The sequence below is a fragment of the Paenibacillus sp. FSL R7-0652 genome (genome assembly GCF_038595045.1).
Classification (GTDB): Bacteria; Bacillota; Bacilli; order Paenibacillales; family Paenibacillaceae; genus Paenibacillus.
Map to the genome: position 1 here is coordinate 636,230 of NZ_CP152001.1, position 18,126 is coordinate 654,355.

Consider the following 18,126-nt stretch of genomic DNA (forward strand, 5'->3'; position numbering starts at 1 on the left):
ATGGCACGCGAACGTATTTTTCAGCGTCACCGGCATCCGGTCAAAACCTTTTCACTGGGCCTGCAGCACGTACTGGCGATGTATGCGGGAGCTGTTATTGTACCGCTGATCGTCAGTAAGGCACTCGGATTTACACAAGAGCAGCTGACTTATTTGATTGCAATCGACCTGCTTGCCTGCGGTGTGGCTACACTGCTCCAGGTTTGGGGCAATAAATATTTTGGCGTAGGACTGCCAGTTATGCTGGGCTGCGCATTTCAGGCGGTATCCCCAATGATTATGATCGGACAGAGCAGTGGAGTCTCTGCCATTTACGGTGCCATTATTGCATCGGGCTTGTTCGTGCTTGTTTTTTCTGGATTGTTCGGCAAACTGATCCGGCTCTTTCCGCCAGTGGTTACAGGTTCGGTGGTTACCATTATTGGTCTGACACTGATTCCGGTGGCATTCACCGATTTGGGCGGTGGCCAGGGACAGCCGGACTTTGGAAGCGGCGTTAACCTGATGCTCGGGTTCGGTGTTCTCATCTTCATCATTTTGATGACTCGTTTCACGACAGGATTTGTACGTTCCATTTCGGTATTAATTGGTCTGTTCGTTGGCACGGTGGCTGCCGGCTTGATGGGCGAAGTGGAATTTGCTCCTATTCTTGATGCAAGCTGGTTTCACATGGTACAGCCATTTTATTTCGGCAAGCCCACCTTTGAGATTGTTCCGATTCTGACAATGATTCTGGTTGCGATTGTCAGTGTGGCCGAATCCACGGGCGTATTTATGGCTCTGGGCAAATTGTTGGACAAGGATCTGACTTCCAAAGATTTGGCGCGTGGATATCGCGCAGAGGGTCTGGCAATTGTACTTGGCGGGATCTTCAACTCTTTTCCATATACAACCTATTCGCAAAATGTAGGACTTGTACAGATGACGCGTGTAAAGACACGTGACGTCATCGTTGTTGCTGGCGGTTTGCTGATCGTGATTGGCTTTGTACCGAAAATTGCCGCACTGGCCCAGCTTGTACCCGGATCTGTCCTTGGCGGTGCGATGGTGGCTTTGTTCGGCATGGTTGTTTCCTCTGGTGTTCGGATCATTGCCAGTCAGGTGGACTTGAACCGTCACGAGAACCTGTTCATCATTGCTTGTTCCGTTGGTATGGGACTGGGTGTGACGGTTGTGCCTCAGTTGTTCGCGGGTGCGCCAGCCTGGGCTCAGATTATGTTGGGCAATGGCATTATTGCAGGAAGTTTTACAGCGATCTTTATGAATCTGTTATTTAATGGCCTTGGAAGTAAAGATACCGCGGCTCAGCTGGCTGCACCGCATGAAGATGAGATGATTGAGGAGAGCAGCAAGTCTGCGTAAGGCACATAAGGTTAGATAAGACAGATAGGACATAATGTAAGACCGAATGCTTATGGAAAATCAGTAGAGATAAGGTAGTTTGCTTTATAGTGAACACAGGTTTATTTTGTGGTTTGTGGGGAGTATCTGGGGTTCAAATGCACTATTATGTAAACTGATATCATGAATGATTCATGACATAACCCATGTTGAATCAGGATATGAACGATTTATGACCTTGATAATTTATGTTATAAAATATCAACGATGTTAAACATACAATAAATGGACTATTAAATTCAGTATCTCGTGTAAATAGTGTTGATTCAATTCTTAAAGTTAACATAATATACGCACAGGAAACACCGGAACAAAGGGTTCAGAAGAGGCCCGTTGTTTCGGTGTTTTTTCGAATGCCTGTGATGTTAGAGGTGCCTCATCTGTTTTTCGGCAAAATCACCGATCCAAGGCAGTTTAAACCATTTCCCTTGCAGACTGGCGATTACCGTCAGGAGCCATACAATTACACCCAGCAGGGATAACAGTGACGCCACAAGCGGACCGAACAGCGGAAGAAAGGTCGACAGCACATGCCCCACCATGATCAGTCCAAAGACCGTTACGGATTGAAGGGCATGAAATAACACAAATTTGCTTCGCTTCTCCACTGCCAGAAAGATAATGCCGCCTACAAATGTGAAAAGATAACACAACATGCCGGCTATATTTTCATCCAGACCACTGGACGATTTCATGGGGGACATCCGGCCCAGCCTCCTTTGTCCTTTTTATAAGGCTATGTAGGAGCTGGACAGAACTGAACCGATGAATTCACTAAGTTTGAATCTGTCTGCGGGGACTGGTGATTTTTCCTTTCTTATCCTCGTCATCTTCCTTAGGTACGAGACGCTCATCTGTTTTTCCTTCATGATGATTATCGAAAGCAAACTCCGTCAGCTTCCATTCCGTCCTGCCAAGTACGGGATCGGCGGGGAAATGCTGACCCCGGTGCAGATGTTCTTCCTGCCCGGATTCATTGATATAAACACCGTCGACTTCTACCTTTTCATGCGAAAGGGGCAGCATATCCTGTTCTTTGCGATCCATAACAGGTCCTCCTTTTAATTCCAGATAGTTAACTGATTTGGTGGTCCAAGATAATATCCCCCGAATAGTTGGGAGTTATGCTGGATAGATTAATCCGTATAGAATAAACATTTTGTAAAATATGATTCGGAATTAAACTTTTTGGGCCGTAAAACCGTTATATATATTAGGAAAAATCGTCAAGTCGTAACGAGGTTCCGAATATGATACAATAAGATTATGATTCAACCTGAATCATATCGGGTATTTATAGTGTCAGGTACTTGCTATTCGGCGAGGTTCCCGACCTAAAGCTTGCTTTAAGCCGCGCACACAACTTCATGAATGGCATTTAAGACTTATTCGGCGTTCTCTAAACGGAGCATTCACTTTCAACGTTTTGGGAGGGAATTACAATGGCAACGAAAGGTCACAATGAGGTCAAAGAAAGTTTGAGGGAAATGACTCGGATTTTCCGTCCTAAGGATCCAAAAAAATTCGTGAAGGAGTATGTGAGAAAATACCGGATTACGGGTGGGTATGAGGAAGAATTGACTTCTGTCGTTGAGCATGAGCTTGTCAAGATGGATTCTTCCGTATCCTGAAACAACACCAACTTCTGATTATACTGTTCAAAATATGAATAGAACCGTCTCTCGGGCCTTGGCTCCGGAAGACGGTTTTTTTTGCGTTTGGGCAGAGGGGCCGCATCGGCTGTACTTTCTCGATACAGATGTCACTTTAGGGGGCTTTGTTGTAGACCTGCTGCATATATATAGAAGTACACCTACAGCAGGAAGGATGAAGGCATGTGGACCCTATTTTAAAAACAAGAGAAGAGATTGGCTGCATGCGGGAAGCGGGACGAATATTACGAAGCTGCCATCAACATATCGAGAAGTACATGGTTCCAGGCACCACAACAGCGGAAATTAACGAACGTGTGGAGGTATTCCTTGCGAATCATGGGGCGACACCTGAGCAAAAAGGGTATAAGGGATATCCTTACGCCACATGTGCTTCAGTGAATGAAGTGGTCTGTCACGGATTTCCCGGCAATCAGGCACTGACAAGCGGAGATGTCGTTACAATCGATATGGTTGTAAACAAAGACGGATGGCTTGCTGATTCGGCCTGGACATATGCCGTAGACGAACCGAGCAGATCGATTCGCAGGCTTATGCAGCGTACAAAGAAAGCACTGTATAAAGCGATAGCTCAGGCTGTTCCGGGCAATACGCTTGGAGACATCGGTAATGCCATTGAGCGGACAGCCAGATTATACCGATACGGCATTGTGAAGCCGCTGATCGGTCACGGTATCGGGCAGTATATCCATGAGCCGCCGAATGTGCTGCCTTACGGGAAACGCAAAACAGGAATGATGCTTGCTGAAGGTATGGTCATAACCATCGAACCGATCTTCACGAAGGGCAGCTCCGGCGCTGTAGTCTGGGATGAGGACGGCTGGACCGTGCGAACGCTGGATGGAAGCTGGGGCGTGCAGTATGAACATACTGTAGCGATTACTAAGGATGGGCCTTTAATTCTGACAGATGGTACTTAAGAACAAGAAGATAATGAACCATACAAGAAAACAGAGAAGCGGTTGTTAAGACCCGGAGATGTTAACATCAAAATGGGGAAGACTGACGAGGGCTGCTCCATGCCAATCATGGCGGACAAACGCATGGGGCAGATTTAACCATTTCCAGTTTCAGTGGAAATGATTACCTTAACCTAAGTGTGTTCATTTTTGCATAATACCACATGTTTTGATTGTGATAAAAATCGCTAAGAATTTTTAGTTTATCACCGAAATTTGGCAAAATTTTTCAGATGAAGAGAGTAATACTTTTAAGTGAAATCGTTTGCAAAGCAAGCTGCAGAGCGGTTTTATACATAAAGTGAACAATTTGTGAACATGTGTCCAAAGATTGACAAAATCATACCCTCAACTTATATTTAATAAGTGATTGAAGCATATAGAATGAATTGGAAGAATGCGCAGACATGCCCTGGACAGGAAATGACGGGAGTACTGGAAGCGTTATTTTTGTAAGCATTCTATTTGATGAAGAGGATTATGTTTATCGTACCGAAACGTACAGTGCTGCCTTTGTACCGAACGACAACCGTAATCTACGAAAACGTAAAAAAGTGGGGTAGATCAATGATGAAACAGTGGCAGGTTGCAAAGCGAATCCTTCCCTTGCTGGCAGTGTTCTCTTTGCTGCTATCCGCATGCGGGCGGGAAGACTTGTCGGCAATGAAACCTCAAGGTCCTGTGGCGCAAGACCAATTAGATCTGATGAAGCTGTCTATTGCGATTATGATCGTGGTGCTCATCATTGTATTTGCGATTGCTGCCTATGTCCTGATCAGGTTTCGCAGACGAGCCGGGCAGACCGAAATGCCTGAGCAGGTTGAAGGGAACTTCAAACTGGAAGTAATATGGACAGCCATTCCACTTCTGCTGGTCATTATTTTGGCTGTGCCAACGGTGCAGACGATTTTTGCCCATGGTGAAGATCTGACGAACGACAAAAACGCAGTTAAGGTCCAGGTAACCTCACATCAGTATTGGTGGGAATTCACTTATCCTCAGTATGACATAACCACCGCTCAAGACCTCATCATCCCGACCGGAAAGAAAATTGCATTTGAATTGAAAACCGCTGACGTGCTTCATTCCTTCTGGGTGCCGTCACTTGCGGGTAAAATGGACACAAACCCGGATGGAACACTGAACAAATTCAGCTTCTCGGCTCCGAATGAAGGCGTTTACCGTGGTAAATGTGCCGAGTTATGCGGAAGATCACATGCCTTCATGGAATTTAAAGTTAAAGCTGTAAGTCAGGAGTCTTTCGATCGCTGGGTTAATGCCATGAAAGCACCGGCTGTTCTTCCTGAAGACACACAGCTTGCCGAGAAATTCAAAACAAACTGCCTTTCCTGCCACGCTGTTGGCGATCAAGGCGGACCGGCTGCACCGAACCTTACAGGCATTGGCGGCAAGGAAGCCGTTGCAGGTATTTTGCTGAATCAGCGTGAGGGTCAGGAAGAAGGCAAACCGGTGCTGGATAACATGAAAGAGTGGCTTCATGATCCACAGTCTGTGAAAGAGGGCAATACCATGCCAAGTCCGAAGAGTCTCGGACTCACGGATGAGGAGATCGACGGAATTGCCGAGTATTTGGCCAATTACAAATTGGACTACGAATAGAACAGCAAGGATGAAGAAGGGGGTACACAACCTTGGCTCATGCGCATAGCGTCAAGCGGTACAGGGGCTTGATGGACTGGATCACCACAGTCGATCACAAAAAAATTGCCGTTCTTTACTTAATTGCGGGCGGATTTTTCTTCGGCATTGGCGGAATTGAAGCCATTTTGATCCGGATTCAACTGATGAAGCCGATGAACACTTTTGTATCGGCACAAGTATTTAACGAATTGATTACGATGCACGGAACCACGATGATTTTCCTTGGCGTCATGCCGATTATTTTTGCCATTATGAATGCGGTCGTTCCTTTGCAGATCGGGGCACGTGACGTAGCGTTCCCTTTTGTTAATGCGTTAGGTTTTTGGACGTTTTTGTTTGGGGGTTTGCTGCTTAATCTGAGCTGGGTTATGGGAGGCGCGCCGGACGCAGGATGGACTGCGTATACACCGCTATCCAGTGCAGCGTACAGTGAATCGCATGGTGTGGACTTCTATACGATCGGTCTTCAGATCGCCGGTCTGGGTACACTCATTGGCGGCATTAACTTCCTGGCGACCATTATTACGATGCGTGCACCAGGCATGTCCTATATGCGGATGCCAATGTTTACATGGACCACGTTTATTACGTCCGCCATTATCCTGTTTGCTTTTCCTGCCATTACGGTAGGTCTGGTATTGTTGACGTTTGACCGGATTCTCGGTGCGAATTTCTTCGATGTTGCGAACGGTGGTAACCCCGTACTTTGGCAGCATATCTTCTGGATTTTCGGACACCCGGAAGTTTACATTTTGATTTTGCCGGCATTTGGCATTATCTCGGAGGTTATTCCAACCTTCTCGCGTAAGCGGCTGTTTGGTTATAGTTCCATGGTGTTCGCTACGATTTTGATCGCCTTCCTGGGCTTCATGGTCTGGGCGCATCACATGTTCACTACAGGTCTCGGTAACGTGGCCAATGCGTTATTCTCGATCTCGACGATGCTGATTGCCGTACCGACAGGGATCAAAATCTTCAACTGGCTCTTTACGATGTGGGGTGGACAGATTCGCTTCACGGCGGCGAACCTCTTCGCTGTCGGATTTGTTCCAACCTTCGTTATGGGCGGAGTTACCGGCGTCATGCTGGCTTCTGCTCCGGCAGATTTCCAGTTCCATGACACATACTTTGTCGTAGCTCACTTCCATTATGTTATTGTGGGCGGGCTCGTACTCGGATTATTCGCAGGGCTTCATTACTGGTGGCCGAAGATGTTTGGCCGGATCCTGAGTGAAACGCTTGGAAAGTGGACGTTCTGGACATTCATGATCGGCTTCCAGCTGACCTTCTTCGTACAGCATTTCCTCGGTCTGATGGGGATGCAGCGCCGGATCGTTACATACTTGCCGAATCAGGATTTTGATCTGCTTAACCTGGTCAGCTCCATCGGCGCATTCCTGATGGGGGTTGGCGTAATTATCTTCCTGATCAACATCGTCATTACGACGAGGAAACCGGTCGATGCACCGAATGACCCTTGGGAAGACGGACGTACACTGGAGTGGACGATCCCGTCACCACCACCAGAGTACAACTTCAAGCAAACGCCTCTGGTACGTGGTATCGATGCATATTGGAAAGAGAAGATGGCAGGCAACAAAGAGATGACCCCGGCGGAACCGGTAGGTTCGATTCATATGCCATCTGCTACACCGCTGCCGTTTGTCATGTCTGTAGGTATTTTTATCGCAGGACTTGGACTGATGTTCAGCAAAGACAAATTCGAATTGGAATTTATGAATATCATCTTCAATAATTATATTGTGGTTATTATCGGTCTTCTTATTACATTTGGTGCGATGGCACTGCGTTCATTATATGACGATCACGGCTGGCACATTGAACCGGAGGATCAGGACGAGAAGGGGGCGAGAACATGACAACCTCACATGCCGAGCCGGTAAACGGCAAACTGCCGCATGAACCGGAGAAGGCGACGCTCGAAGGACGCAACAAGCTCATCGGCTTCTGGCTGTTCCTTGGCGGCGAGACAGTGCTGTTCGGAACGCTCTTCGCCACCTTCCTGGCACTCCGCGGGCAGACCAATGATGGACCTACAGCGAATGAATTGTTTCATCTGCCTCTTGTGGCAGCAGCGACGTTCATCCTCCTGGTCAGCAGCTTGACGAGTGTATTCGCCATTCAGGCGATGCACAAGGGGAATCGAAATTCACTTGCCTTGTGGCTGGGGATAACGGTTGTTCTGGGGCTGGGATTCCTTGGTCTGGAGATTTACGAGTTCTACGAATACGTGAAGCATAAAGAGTTCGGTATGACCACGAGTGCCTTCAGTTCGGCATTCTACACGCTGGTCGGGTTCCACGGAGCCCACGTTGCATTCGGTATTGTGTGGATCGGAATCATTATCGGGCAGCTGTTCAAAAAAGGATTAACGGTCGTAACCGCACCGAAAGTCTATGTCTCCGCCATGTATTGGCACTTCATTGACGTTGTGTGGGTGTTCATCTTTACGGTCGTGTACCTGCTCGGAAAGGTGGGATAACACATGTCCGCTCAGGATCAAAGTGATCAACAGCCTGTGAAGCACCGTCACCGGGCTGAAGGACCTCAGAAGCACGTTGTCGTATTTGTTTTCTCCATTATTCTTACATTGATTGCATTTGCGGCAGCTTCTGCCGGAGGGGTCAACACAACCTTCACGATCATTCTTATGGTCGTCATGGCCATTCTTCAGGTATTCGTGCAGCTGGGTTACTGGATGCACTTGAAGGACAAAGGTCACTTGATGCCTATTCTGTTTATGGCCTTTGGATTTTTCGTAGCTTTTACATGTATTATTATGGCCCTCTTCTGGGTGTGGTGGTAAGAGAGATGGCGGCGGCGAATGCTGCCGTCTTTTCCCCTTTTATGCGAAGCCAATGTTCACTAAAACTGGTCACGGGGAGGTTTCCCGTATGCTCGGGTTGCAGTATTTCAGTTTTGAGGACTTGTGGAGTCCACTTGTTCTTGCTTTATTTTTGATTATCGCAGCGGCATATCTCGTGCTGGTAGGTCCATTCAGCGAGAAAGTGCAGGACGCTGAACCGGCGACAGCAGGACAGAAAGTGATGTTTTTTACAGGTCTGTTCGTTTTGTATCTGGCCCAAGCCGGTCCTTTTAATCTGCTGGGCCATGTGATGTTCAGCTTCCATATGGTAAGTATGGCGCTGTCCTACCTAGTTGCCCCGCCATTGATGATGAAGGGCCTGCCCACTTGGGTGTGGCGCAGTATCGTGCGCTGGCTGCCGACCCGCCAGCTTTCATTTTTGGCACATCCGATTGCAGCAGCCGTTCTGTTCAACGGACTGTTTTCCTTGTATCATCTGCCGATTGTGCATGATTACGTGATGTTGAATTTTACCGTTCACCGGTTGTATTATATTGTGCTCTTTATCACGTCCATGCTGATGTGGTGGACATTGCTGAATCCTCTGCCTGAGGGCAGACAAGCATCAGGCTTATCGAAGGTTGGGTTTATTTTTCTGAACATGGTGCTGTTAACACCGGCGTGCGGATTAATTATTTTTGCATCCGAACCGCTGTATCAGACTTACAGCAACCCGGCTGTATGGGCTGAAGCGATGAGGTACTGCGTCTCTGGCGATTCCTCGGCAATCCTGCGTTCGTTCGGAGGGCCGGAGTTCTTTAATTTTTTATCTTCCGCCAAGGAAGACCAGCAGGTGGGTGGAATTCTGATGAAGTTCATTCAGGAGGGGATCTTCGTTTCCATGCTGGCCTATGTATTTACTCAATGGTACCGGAAAGAGAGACAGGAAGAGGATGATGATTCCTATCCTAGCGGCGGCGGCAACGAGCCCGGACCGCTAAATCCGGCTGCCAAATCATGAGTGGATCATTAGTGTAATGTGATGACAAAAGGGGGAACGCACGATGGATATGTATTTCTGGCTGCCTACGATCAGTACTTCTTTCATTGTGATTAGTGCGGTACTTGTGGCGATTGGCTGGGTTTTAATCATTCGGGGTAAACGTGAGGCACACCAGTCGGCTATGGTAGCGGGAGCAATCGCGGCTCTGATCTTTTTTGTAATCTACACGTCCCGCACGGTATTCGTAGGCAATACGGCTTGGGGCGGGGACCCGGATATGGAAATCTTTTATCGGATCTTTCTGATCTTTCATATTATTCTGGCTACTGTGGCAGCAGTATTTGGTATCTCGACACTCGTTCTTGGTTTTAAAAAGAAGTTTGGGACGCATCGCCGCTGGGGCAGATTTACCTCGATGATCTGGTTTGGCTCGGCAATGACGGGTGTGGTGGTATATGTTCTGTTATATATTTTGTATCCAGGAGGACATACTCGTCCGGTGTGGGAGGCTATTCTCGGCGCATAATTTATGAAAATACGAAAATGGACGAATCTGACAGATGATTGGTCCATACTTTCTCTCTTATTCATTCATAGAATGAGTTTGAGAGGAGGGAAAACAAAATGAAAAAAACAGTGAGCATCAGTCAGACGTATCCTCGTCTTACCGTGTACTCGGAGGAGAACTACAGAGGAAGAAGCCGTATTTACCGCGGAAATACTGGGCTTCGTAACCTGGACAATATTTTGGACGGGGTAGAGAGTCTCCGCTTCTTCTCAACGAGTTCCAATGCAACTCTTGTGCTGTTTACACGTCCTAACTTTCAAGGTGGATTCCGGGTCTATCGCGGAAACACCAATCTGAGAGATTTGGATGACTTGATTCGCGGTAATGACGTGGAATCGTTGATCTCCACCAACGAGCGTCTCACTTTGGCTGAAATTCGTGCCATCCGTAGAAACCGCAGGCTGCCAGCCGGCTACCGACTCGTGTAAAGATTTGGCCTCTTCTGCAATCAGGTGACCGGAACGGAAAAAGATAATGAAAAAGCGAAAGAGCTGCACCCTTCTGTGATTATTCACAGTATCGGGTACAGCTCTTTTCTTATGGGACTGGTGCTGTTAATCCCCACCGCCTCCACTATCTCCGCCACCACCACTATCCCCGCCGCTGTCACTGCTTCCGTGGTCACTGCCTGAATGATGATGTGACCCCGAAGAATCCATATCATGATGTCTGTGATCATGATCGTGGTGAAGTCGGTGGTCGTGATTGTGCCTGGAATGAGAATCTGTTGAGAAGTCAGAAGCCATCATGGAAGAAGAGGCAGCGGAATCTGATTGATGGTGGTTTTGCCTAGAGCGTCTTACATCTCTTTTGCGCTTCTCCCGATTCGGTTCACTTCGAATAATGAGCCAGATCATCGCAAGGATAAATATGAAAACCAATACGGGCTCAATAAGCCATCCCATAAGGACCGCTCCTTTCATCTGGAATTGCTGTGTTTATTTTATCGCAGAACAGAGGCGTTTCCTATCCCGAATTCCTGATTCAGGAAAAAAGGGGTTGACGGGACAAGTCCCAGGTCTGTATACTGTGTATATTGATATATACAGTAGACACAGTGAACTGGAACATAAGCACAGTACAGCACAATATGAAATAAACAGGATGAAAGACAGTGGAAAGGCAGGCATGAATATGGATGCATGGAAGCAAGCGTGGTGGTTGACCCGCAACGAGTTTAGAAAGGATAAGCTCCAGTGGTTGTGGTCTGCCATGTTCATGATTTATACCGGCAGTATGAGTGGGGTGCTGTTGATTGGGCAGCAGGAGAGCAGCGTGATTAATCCGGTGGTGGATGCATTCTTTCTAATCATGCTTCCGTTTCAGGGATTCCTATTCAGCAGACGTTCCTTCCGCTACATACAGGAGGATTCCTACACACAGATGCTGGCCTACTATCGAAGGCTTCCCATCTCGAATGAAACGGTAATGTGGTCAAGATTGCAGCAAGCTTTAATTGCGTTTGCGTATAATGGATTATTTTTCTACGGATCATTATATGCTGTCAAACTGCATACGGTTGGCTTCACATGGGATCAATATTTGGCTTTCGCACTGAGCTGCACAGGATATGGACTTCTGATTACGGGATTATATATTTACGGAGAGTTTCTCTTCAGTGGTAAAAAATATTTACTGCTCAGCTTTATGTTCTTACCGATAGCCGTTGTGATATCTGTTCTGATCCGCCTCTCGGGTAATTATGGATTCTGGTATGTTATTCATTACAGTAAATCATGGGGGTTAATCTCCCCGGTGTTGTGGGTTGCGGCAGCTGCAGGTTTGGCAGTATTGTGGGGATTCAGCCGATTAACGCTGAAGAAGCTTGCCTTGAGAGATTTGAGCTGATAGGCGGCTGAGAGGATTTTGATAAAAAGAATAAAGGATGAAACCGGCACGTTCAGACAACTGAATGAAGTGTACCGGAGGGCGAGGTGCAAGATGTGAAGATACCCATTCAAATAAATGAGAATAGCGCTGAACCTTTGTATCACCAGATTGAGAATCAATTACGGTCGTTAATTATAACGGGTCAACTGGAGGAGGGGACACATTTGCCGTCCATTCGTGAATTTGCCGGGGCACTGAACTGCAGTGTAATTACGGTTAGGCGGGTCTATCAGGACCTGGAGAATGAAGGTCTGCTTCGTACGAAGCAGGGGACTGGTACATTTGTGGCTCAGGTTGAGGCCGGAGATCGGGAAAATTACAGGCTGAAGGCTGCGGAGGAAGCGATGCAGGTCGCGGTGCAGTCGGGTAAAGCTGTGGGATGTACAGAAGAGGAGATGGAGGCTCTGTTCCAGCAGGCCCTAAGAGCGAATTATTCATAGTAAGGAGGCAGAAGCATGGTGGAGCCCATAGCCATTCAGTTAAACGGTGTATCCAAGATGCGTAAACGCAGAGTGATTGGCCCCATTGATCTAACTATTCCGGAAGGATATGTTGTAGCAATTCTGGGACATAACGGTTCTGGCAAAAGTACACTGCTTAATATGCTGCAGCAGATTGTACTGCCGGATAGCGGAGAGATCATATGGTTCGGACAGAAGCAGCATTCGGGAACACTTCCGATTGAGCTGAGGCAGCAGATTAACTTTGTGGCAGACAACAGCGGTATTGAAGAGAACCGGATGACACCGCAGGAGGCAGCAGATTTTCGATCGCATTGGTATCCCAAGTGGGACATGAAGCTGTTTAAGCAGCTTATCGCAGATATGGATGTGCCAAGTGATGTGAAGCTGACCAAGATGTCTAAGGGGGAGCGGCGGAAATTCGAAATCGCTGCAGCGCTGGCTGCTCGTCCCAAACTGCTGCTGCTGGATGAACCTTCGTCGGGACTTGATCCATTTGCTTGGAAGGTGATGGTTGAACAATTCCGGGATTATATGAAAAGTGGAGACACGACCATTCTGATTGCCACTCATATTGCGGATGAAGTGAAACGGCTGGCAGATTACATCGTATTGATGCACAAAGGGCAGGTTCTGGGCATGGCAGAGAAGGACCTCGTGCTTGAGCAGTGGAAAGAAATTTGGTATGAGGGGGACCTGCGACCTGAGAGTATTCCCGGTGTGGTGGAATCTTTTCAAGAAGAAAATGGCCTGATCCGTGTCATAACCACCCGGGTGAGTGAGGCACAGGAACGGTTGGAGTTATCCAATCATCGGGTGCTCCAAATTCGCAATTTGGAACTGGGAGAAGTGCTGGAATATTGGGTTGCCGGGTATGCACCCGTACAGTGGAGATAACCGAAGGGAGACGATTCTGAATGAACCGATTGGAATTAAAGCAAGTCGTCAAACAGTACGCAGACAAAACAGCTGTTAATGGAGTAACACTTAATGTAAAAGAGGGCGAGATTTACGGCCTGCTTGGTGCCAACGGTGCAGGTAAAACAACAACGATGCGTATGGTGCTGGGCCTGATTCACCCGGATGGCGGTAACATTTTGTACAACGGTAAGCCTTACAACACGGAGCTGCAGCAGATTATGGGCTACTTGCCCGAAGAACGCGGGTTGTATCCAAAGGTTAAAGTGAGTGAACAGATCAATTATCTGGCACGCCTTCGTGGAATGAGTGCCAAGGATGCGGATGAGAGTCTGAAGTACTGGCTGAAGCGGTTTGAAGTGCCGGAGTATTACGATAAAAAAATTGAGGAATTATCCAAAGGTAATCAGCAGAAGATGGGCTTTATTGCCGCAGTGGTACACAGACCCCAGATTCTTATTCTGGATGAAGCGTTTAGCGGACTTGATCCGGTTAACGTAGAGCTGCTCAAATCCACAGTTAAGGAATTGCGTGATGAAGGAACAGCTATCCTGTTCTCTACACACCGCATGGAACATGTTGAGGAGCTGTGCCGTCAGATCACGATACTTCATCGTTCTAATACGGTAGTGCAGGGTGAGATCAAGGAGATCAAGAGCCGTTATCCTCGTGAACAGGTATATCTGAGCACTATTGGTCAGGTAGAGGGGCTTGAGCAGCTTCCGGGTGTAAAACGAGTGGAGCAAAACGAGCGTGGATATCAGATCCATGTCAGTGAGGCTGAGGCAGCTCAGGAGATTCTGAAAACGGCGATGGCACAGACCACCGTGGAGCATTTTGAGATCAAGGAACCAACGCTTAACCAAATCTTTATTCGTGAGGTAGGTGAGTCGAATGAATAAAATGGGCACAATTACAGGTTTCACGTTCAAAAACAAAGTAAAAACGAAGTCATTTATGGTCACGACCATTGTACTTGCACTTTTAATTTCGATCGGACTCAATGTTCCATATTTCATTACTCTATTTAATGGTGGTACGGGTGGTGGAGCTTCGGGCAGTAACCCTGTCAACATCGGGCTTCTGACAACGGAGCAGCAGGATGTGGCACAGAAGCTGGAAGGTTTCTCGGCGGCTCAGGGTAATGAGGCTTATCGGTTCATCATGAGTGGGGATAAGGATGAAGCTGCATTACAGGCAGATGCGAAGGCAGGTCTGATCGACGGTTATTTGAAGCTTGAAACTGCTGCAGGACAGGAGTTTCCACAGCCTGTTTTATATTCTACAGACGACATTTCGCCTCAGGTCATAACATCTATTGAATCTGCTCTGCAAAGTGTAAAGCTGGATGTCGTTGTTAAGGATGTACTGACGCCTGAACAAAAGGCGTTGATTACAACCCCTGTAAAGCTGACCGCACAAAGCTTAAGCACCGATGATGGTGAGGCTGGAGCTGGTTCGGAAAAATCAATGAGCCCGATTAACTATATCGTCGTGTACTTGTTAATCATCCTGCTGTTCACATCCACGATGATGACAGGCAATATGATTGCTTCCGAGATCACGGCAGAGAAAAGCTCACGGATTATGGAAATCTTGATTACGAGTGTATCACCACTCAGTCAAATGTTTGGTAAAATTATCGGAATCTTTATGGTGGGCATGCTTCAGATCGGGATCTTCGGTGCTGTAATCGCCGGTAACATCATGCTGCCGCACAATAGGGCGGTACTGAGTGACTTCAATTTGAGTGTGAACGACATCAATATCGCAGTGATTGTATATGGACTGATTTTCTACATTTTAGGTTACTTCCTGTATGCGGTGCTGTTCGCAGCCGTTGGTTCCATGGTGAGCCGCACGGAAGAACTGGGGCAGGCGGTTCTGCCCATCACCATGCTGTCGCTGGTATCATTCTATATCGCACTCTTCAGCATCTCTGCACCGAATATTTTATTGCTCAAAGTCGCAAGCTTCATTCCGTTCACTTCGCCAACGGCTATCTTAGTGCGAATCGGCGCAGGAGCTGCACCAACCTGGGAGATTCTAACGTCTCTTGCCATTCTGGCTGTATCTATCCTGGTCTTCGGCTGGCTTGCAGCCAAGATTTATCGTACCGGTGTTCTGATGTATGGCAAACGCCCAACCTTCAAAGAGCTGTTCAAAGCGATGAAGGCGTACAAGATTTAAAACAATACACCTCAAAAAAAATAATAATAAAAAAACATACTATGGGAGGTACTCAATATGATTAATCAATTAAATACAAATTCATATAAGTTAATGAGCGCAGGTATAGTAGTTTTGCTTTTAGCATCAGTCATAGGTGGAGAAGGATCTGGACTGAAGGACGCAGTTCAAGGAGCGATGACGGGAGCTGGAGCAGTTTTTACTGTAGTTGGGTTATGGATGGCCGGCAGCAAGAAATAAGTTAAGCAGTAAATGTCAACAAGAAGAACACTCACTGATTGAATGTGGATCAACTCGCGAATTCCTACTGTCAATCCCATGACAGATTAAGAAGATTGTTTATAAAACGCAGGCATAACAAAAGGCTCATGTTGGATAAAACCAACACGGGCCTTTTGTTATGTAAAAAATGAATATATAAATACTCGGCCTATAAAGGATGCGGCAGTCACTTTATACTGATGCTGGGGAAGAATTATGGTATCAGTGATATTGTTGACTGAGAGTATCAAAATCGGAGGAGTTGCAGAATGGAATGCGTTAATCATGAAGTAAATAAGTTAAATGTTACCGTTAGACTATGCAGTATGGAAGAGAAGTACATTATCAATAATATTTATCCTCTTTATCTGCATGATTTGTCTGAAGTGTGGGAACGCAAGACCAATCGTTATGGGGTGTTTGAAAATGATGATACCCGAACTTTGATTGAACAGAATCGCGTGTTTGATATTTGGTGGGAACACCCGAACATATTATTCCCTTATCTTATCACAGTGGATGATATACCTGCGGGGCTTGCTTTTGTAGCTACTTCCCCTTTCATACCATGTCCTCACTATATCGATTATTACATGAATGAGTTCTTCCTATTACGTAATTATCGAGGAAAGGGTGTTGGAGAAGAAGCGGTGAGGCAGATTTTTGGAAAGATGCCAGGGCAATGGGAATTGCAGACAAATCCAACTGAACGAAACGAACATGCGAAACGTTTCTGGCGTAGAACACTTAACACATGTACCAACGGGAAATACTCCGAAGAATTCGGTCATCATCCTGAAGATGGAGAAAAGCTGGTCTTTCGCTTCAGCACGGTTTCTGAAAAAGTGAGTAATTAGAGAGGTTATTCCTTATCCAAAGGTTTAGTAATAAACAAAGATTATCCAATATTCGTTTATTAGAACTAAGAAAGCAGCCGGTCAAAGTGATCAGCTGCTTTTGTTTAATTAACGTGCAGATTAGGGGGTGTCAGAAAAGGAAGAAGGAAGCAGATCTTGTCGAATTTTCATTCCCAGCCAGGATGTTTACCGCAGGCGTGCCGGGGCGCGTCAAGGGAAACTGACGCCACAGGGTGCGATAAGGGAGTGAAAGATGCACTTCAGCGGGTTTCGAGGCACGCCCTAGTATAAAAGATTATCTTAACGTTCAGGATCACCTGTAATAAGTATATCTTTGTGCTATATAATTAATTTTTAGAATCAACTTGAATTCTCCAAGGAAACTTAATTGTGCACAAATTGTTGCGATACGAAAATGTAGCGAAACTATACTTCTGTTAAGAGGAGGGATCAGATGGATTGGCTGATGAGGATGAATCGAGCATTGGATTACATTGAATTAAATCTAACTGGAAAGATCGAATTGAAGGAAGCTGCTAAATGTGCTTGTTGTTCTTCACATCAGTTCCAGAGAATGTTCTCATTCATTACAGATGTGTCTCTTGCGGAATATATAAGGAGAAGAAGGCTTACTCTCGCTGCAATTGAATTGCAGCATAGTGATCTGAGAGTAGTTGATATTGCGATAAAGTATGGTTATGAATCTCCAGTTTCATTCGCAAGGGCTTTTCAATTATTACATGGTGTTAATCCGGCAATGGCCCGGGAAGAAGGGACCTCCCTCAAAGCCTTTCCTCGGCTTTCCTTCCTTATTTCAATTAAAGGGGAAAAGGCTATGAACTATCGTATTGAGACAAAAGAATCCTTTCAAGTATTCGGTATTGAAAAAGTATTCCAATTAAACGGAGCGGATACTCCAGCAGAGTTATGGAAGCAATGCCATGCTAACGGCGAGGTTGAAAAACTGGCGGACAATGCTGGAGACCTACCAACCTTTTTAAATCAGAACTATCATAAAATACATGCTGTTTGCAGCTACAAAAAAACAGATGAGGATCATTTTCCTTATATGCTGTCCGCATTCAAGGGGGATTCGAGTAAAACTGAGGGCTACACAAGGTTAACCATACCAGCTCAAACATGGGCAATTTTTTCCTCTGATCCGTTCACATGGGACAAATTTGATGAAACAATTGATACATTATATAAACGGTTCTTCTCCGAATGGCTTCCTACTGCTGGATACGAACAGGTCGATGGGTTGGAATTTGAAATTACAGGAGCTAAAGACGGGTTTAATTTCGTTGAGCTGTGGTTTGCGGTAAGAAAAATACATGAGTTGTGATTGTTTCAGAAAGCATCCTCTTTGAATATACTATCATCTTGGACAAGTAAGATAAAAAACAGCGGACTTTTGAATGAATGCTGCATGCATACAATCTGACGCGCATGGTAA

General features: G+C 46.3%; 21 protein-coding genes. 18 read left to right on the forward strand and 3 right to left on the reverse strand.

What is annotated here, in order from left to right; all coding sequences use genetic code 11:
• Complete coding sequence (locus MKY97_RS02995) at nucleotides 1-1,362, forward strand: nucleobase:cation symporter-2 family protein (protein WP_342554049.1); 1,362 nt, start codon at nucleotides 1-3, stop codon at nucleotides 1,360-1,362.
• A 404-nt stretch (nucleotides 1,363-1,766) separates the two neighbouring features.
• Here the strand turns inward: MKY97_RS02995 and MKY97_RS03000 are convergent, their stop codons facing one another.
• Nucleotides 1,767-2,105, reverse strand: coding sequence for a hypothetical protein (locus tag MKY97_RS03000; protein WP_342554050.1), 339 nt, complete (start codon nucleotides 2,103-2,105; stop codon nucleotides 1,767-1,769).
• A gap of 70 nt (nucleotides 2,106-2,175) precedes the next feature.
• The gene (locus MKY97_RS03005; RefSeq protein WP_342554051.1) at nucleotides 2,176-2,448 is read right to left on the reverse strand and encodes a transposase; all 273 of its coding nucleotides are present in this window, start codon (nucleotides 2,446-2,448) and stop codon (nucleotides 2,176-2,178) included.
• Between the two features lie 395 nt (nucleotides 2,449-2,843).
• Between MKY97_RS03005 and MKY97_RS03010 the strand changes: the two genes are divergently transcribed.
• From MKY97_RS03010 to MKY97_RS03050, 9 genes are all read left to right on the forward strand, one after another.
• Complete coding sequence (locus MKY97_RS03010; protein WP_017690840.1) at nucleotides 2,844-3,032, forward strand: hypothetical protein; 189 nt, start codon at nucleotides 2,844-2,846, stop codon at nucleotides 3,030-3,032.
• Nucleotides 3,033-3,238: 206 nt separating this feature from the next.
• Nucleotides 3,239-3,994: a type I methionyl aminopeptidase gene (gene map, locus MKY97_RS03015; RefSeq protein WP_342554052.1), complete on the forward strand. Its 756-nt coding sequence runs from the start codon at nucleotides 3,239-3,241 to the stop codon at nucleotides 3,992-3,994.
• Between the two features lie 606 nt (nucleotides 3,995-4,600).
• Nucleotides 4,601-5,653, forward strand: a complete 1,053-nt coding sequence (coxB, locus tag MKY97_RS03020) for a cytochrome c oxidase subunit II (RefSeq protein ID WP_342556213.1) — start codon at nucleotides 4,601-4,603, stop codon at nucleotides 5,651-5,653.
• A 32-nt stretch (nucleotides 5,654-5,685) separates the two neighbouring features.
• The gene (gene ctaD, locus MKY97_RS03025) at nucleotides 5,686-7,575 is read left to right on the forward strand and encodes a cytochrome c oxidase subunit I (protein ID WP_342554053.1); all 1,890 of its coding nucleotides are present in this window, start codon (nucleotides 5,686-5,688) and stop codon (nucleotides 7,573-7,575) included.
• On the forward strand, nucleotides 7,572-8,198 hold the full coding sequence (locus MKY97_RS03030) for a cytochrome (ubi)quinol oxidase subunit III (protein ID WP_090918554.1): 627 nt from the start codon (nucleotides 7,572-7,574) through the stop codon (nucleotides 8,196-8,198). The genes ctaD and MKY97_RS03030 overlap by 4 nt, the downstream gene beginning before the upstream one ends.
• A 3-nt stretch (nucleotides 8,199-8,201) precedes the next feature.
• Nucleotides 8,202-8,522 (forward strand): cytochrome C oxidase subunit IV family protein, encoded by a 321-nt coding sequence (locus tag MKY97_RS03035; protein ID WP_342554054.1) that lies wholly within the window; start codon nucleotides 8,202-8,204, stop codon nucleotides 8,520-8,522.
• A gap of 88 nt (nucleotides 8,523-8,610) precedes the next feature.
• Nucleotides 8,611-9,543 (forward strand): cytochrome c oxidase assembly factor CtaG, encoded by a 933-nt coding sequence (gene ctaG / locus MKY97_RS03040; RefSeq protein ID WP_342554055.1) that lies wholly within the window; start codon nucleotides 8,611-8,613, stop codon nucleotides 9,541-9,543.
• Nucleotides 9,544-9,586: 43 nt separating this feature from the next.
• A complete protein-coding gene (locus MKY97_RS03045; protein ID WP_342554056.1) occupies nucleotides 9,587-10,051 on the forward strand; it encodes a DUF420 domain-containing protein in 465 nt (154 codons plus the stop codon).
• Nucleotides 10,052-10,149: 98 nt separating this feature from the next.
• Entirely contained in the window at nucleotides 10,150-10,521 is a 372-nt protein-coding gene (locus MKY97_RS03050; RefSeq protein WP_342554057.1) for a hypothetical protein, read from the forward strand.
• 126 nt (nucleotides 10,522-10,647) lie between these two features.
• On the opposite strand, the gene MKY97_RS03055 is transcribed toward MKY97_RS03050, so the two are convergent.
• On the reverse strand, nucleotides 10,648-10,998 hold the full coding sequence (locus tag MKY97_RS03055) for a hypothetical protein (protein ID WP_342554058.1): 351 nt from the start codon (nucleotides 10,996-10,998) through the stop codon (nucleotides 10,648-10,650).
• A gap of 229 nt (nucleotides 10,999-11,227) precedes the next feature.
• Here MKY97_RS03055 and MKY97_RS03060 point away from each other — a divergent pair, with 229 nt between their 5' ends.
• The 8 genes from MKY97_RS03060 (at nucleotide 11,228) to MKY97_RS03095 (ending at nucleotide 18,015) form a co-directional block, all read left to right on the forward strand.
• Nucleotides 11,228-11,941, forward strand: coding sequence for a hypothetical protein (locus MKY97_RS03060; protein ID WP_342554059.1), 714 nt, complete (start codon nucleotides 11,228-11,230; stop codon nucleotides 11,939-11,941).
• 95 nt (nucleotides 11,942-12,036) lie between these two features.
• Nucleotides 12,037-12,423 carry a GntR family transcriptional regulator gene (locus MKY97_RS03065; RefSeq protein WP_342554060.1) on the forward strand — a complete coding sequence of 129 codons (387 nt, stop codon included), beginning with the start codon at nucleotides 12,037-12,039 and terminating at the stop codon, nucleotides 12,421-12,423.
• Nucleotides 12,424-12,438: 15 nt separating this feature from the next.
• Nucleotides 12,439-13,341 carry an ABC transporter ATP-binding protein gene (locus MKY97_RS03070; RefSeq protein ID WP_342554061.1) on the forward strand — a complete coding sequence of 301 codons (903 nt, stop codon included), beginning with the start codon at nucleotides 12,439-12,441 and terminating at the stop codon, nucleotides 13,339-13,341.
• Between the two features lie 20 nt (nucleotides 13,342-13,361).
• Nucleotides 13,362-14,264, forward strand: coding sequence for an ATP-binding cassette domain-containing protein (locus tag MKY97_RS03075; RefSeq protein WP_342554062.1), 903 nt, complete (start codon nucleotides 13,362-13,364; stop codon nucleotides 14,262-14,264).
• Nucleotides 14,257-15,552 carry an ABC transporter permease gene (locus MKY97_RS03080; protein WP_342554063.1) on the forward strand — a complete coding sequence of 432 codons (1,296 nt, stop codon included), beginning with the start codon at nucleotides 14,257-14,259 and terminating at the stop codon, nucleotides 15,550-15,552. Before MKY97_RS03075 ends, MKY97_RS03080 begins: the two co-directional genes overlap by 8 nt.
• Nucleotides 15,553-15,609: 57 nt before the next feature.
• Nucleotides 15,610-15,792: a hypothetical protein gene (locus MKY97_RS03085; protein WP_342554064.1), complete on the forward strand. Its 183-nt coding sequence runs from the start codon at nucleotides 15,610-15,612 to the stop codon at nucleotides 15,790-15,792.
• 290 nt (nucleotides 15,793-16,082) lie between these two features.
• On the forward strand, nucleotides 16,083-16,670 hold the full coding sequence (locus tag MKY97_RS03090) for a GNAT family N-acetyltransferase (RefSeq protein WP_342554065.1): 588 nt from the start codon (nucleotides 16,083-16,085) through the stop codon (nucleotides 16,668-16,670).
• Between the two features lie 454 nt (nucleotides 16,671-17,124).
• Nucleotides 17,125-18,015 carry an effector binding domain-containing protein gene (locus tag MKY97_RS03095; RefSeq protein ID WP_342554066.1) on the forward strand — a complete coding sequence of 297 codons (891 nt, stop codon included), beginning with the start codon at nucleotides 17,125-17,127 and terminating at the stop codon, nucleotides 18,013-18,015.
• The last annotated feature ends 111 nt before the right edge of the window (nucleotides 18,016-18,126 follow it).